Annotated in this window: 3 protein-coding genes and 1 pseudogene; all 4 read right to left on the bottom strand. The window is 38.0% G+C overall.

The window, feature by feature from the left end:
* Window positions 1-158: 158 nt before the first annotated feature.
* Window positions 159-485, bottom strand: coding sequence for a type II toxin-antitoxin system PemK/MazF family toxin (locus REG_RS07530; protein ID WP_006705095.1), 327 nt, complete (start codon window positions 483-485; stop codon window positions 159-161).
* Window positions 472-702: a hypothetical protein gene (locus tag REG_RS07525; protein WP_039907881.1), complete on the bottom strand. Its 231-nt coding sequence runs from the start codon at window positions 700-702 to the stop codon at window positions 472-474. The genes REG_RS07530 and REG_RS07525 overlap by 14 nt, the downstream gene beginning before the upstream one ends.
* Window positions 703-789: 87 nt before the next feature.
* Window positions 790-1428 (bottom strand): MobP1 family relaxase, encoded by a 639-nt coding sequence (gene mobP1 / locus REG_RS07520; RefSeq protein ID WP_311317256.1) that lies wholly within the window; start codon window positions 1426-1428, stop codon window positions 790-792.
* A 47-nt stretch (window positions 1429-1475) separates the two neighbouring features.
* Window positions 1476-1724, bottom strand: a pseudogene (locus tag REG_RS13380) (MobP1 family relaxase); the annotation flags it as partial.

Genomic DNA, 1724 nt, shown 5'->3' with positions numbered 1-1724 from the left:
GGCTACCTAACCGGCTTAGCGTACTTTAATTTCCCTTTCGTCAAACGACCCCTTATAGTACAATATTTTCCGTTTCCCAAACGGAGCCCATTTTCGTCCACTGGACTGTGAACCTCAACAGATATCCATAAAATATTCAATAAATATATTATGGATATTTATTTTGCCAATCCTAAATGTACTTTAATAGCTTCTTCTACCAAAAGTAAATCTGATTTTGACAAGCTACCTATCTGATTTTTTAATCGGACTTTGTCTGCTGCCATAATTTGATCAACCATAACTTTTCCAAGTTTTCCTTTTACTGTCACTAAGGCTTCACCAGGATACTGGCGGTCAATGTTACTGGTCATTGGCACGACGACAACTCTTGTTAAATGCCGGTTGGCAGCATTATTACTGACAACAATCGCAGGGCGAGTTTTACGAATTTCGCTACCCAAAGCTGGATCGAATTCTACCCACCAAACTTCACCTCTTTTCATCGACCATGTCCTTTGCGAGAGCGTTACACCACTCTTGTGCCTCAGCTTCACGGCCTTTATCTGCGGCCATTGCCTTGTAGCCATCATCTAATACCGTATCCAATACGTGAGGCCGGACTAAGCCTTCAATAAATCGACTCATCCGACCTCTCCCAATCGTCCTATACAATCCTTCATATACCTCTTCATCTAAAGTGATCGTCATTTTTTTATGCATGATACCTCCAAACACGTTATACGTATAGCGTATACTAATATACACTACTCTGCTAAGACCATTGAATACAAGATTAAATTTTCATCGCTAACCAAAGCTAAAACCTAAGCCAAATCGCCGTTTTTCTTCATCCTGATTGATCGCATTCTTTAAAATAACAGCCTTATTTTTCGTAAATTCCCTCTTCTTGTTTAGCTGCGTGCTTTGACGGTTAGTATCAAAAAGTATCTCTTCTTTTTCCCGCATAACATTTCTATCAATACCAGTTATCTCTAAATTTTCTAATTTCCATTGATTTTTTTTCGCTTCCTTATAACCTAAAATTGAACCCTCCTCGCTAAAAATAGGGACTTTTACTTTAGTGACCCCTCCCTTTTTTATTTTAATCAAACTTCCTTTCATAATGCGCTCACGAATCATTTCTTGCTGTAGCTCTTTACCCCAAATAGTGACCTCTTTCTGACTTTTCAACGTCCGATACTTGATAAATGGCACTTCTTTATTTTTGATATAAAATTGATAATTGGTTTTCCCAAAATCAACCACCTCATACCGGTTTCTCAGGTTATCAGGTTCACTTTTAATTGAATTTTTCAAAGAAAAATCCTGTTTATGTGTTGCTTTAACGTCATACCCCAATGCTTGTAACTTCGCAGCAAAATGCGTTCTCAGTTCACGCAAATCGTTTTTTCTGATATTAATTCTTTCTCCCTGATTATCAGGGATCCGTAATACGGCATGGACATGGGGATTTTTCGTATCTTGATGATACGCTAAAAAAATCGATTATCCGGGTATTTTTCCTTTAATGTTTTTCTAACAGTATCAAGCATAACATCACTGGAAACACTCGCTATTTTAGGAGACGAGAACATCATGTTATGGGTTAATTTTAACTCAGCACCATCGAGGCGCAGCTTATCTGATTTTGTGGTCATATAGTCGTACAATTCAGCATTATCTTTCTTACTTTGATAGTCTCTACCCAAATCATCTTGCAAGGTCAACTCCGATCCACGACT

This window comes from Candidatus Regiella insecticola LSR1, from assembly GCF_000143625.1.
Classification (GTDB): Bacteria; Pseudomonadota; Gammaproteobacteria; order Enterobacterales; family Enterobacteriaceae; genus Regiella; species Regiella insecticola.
This window is presented reverse-complemented; position numbering and strand designations above follow the sequence as displayed.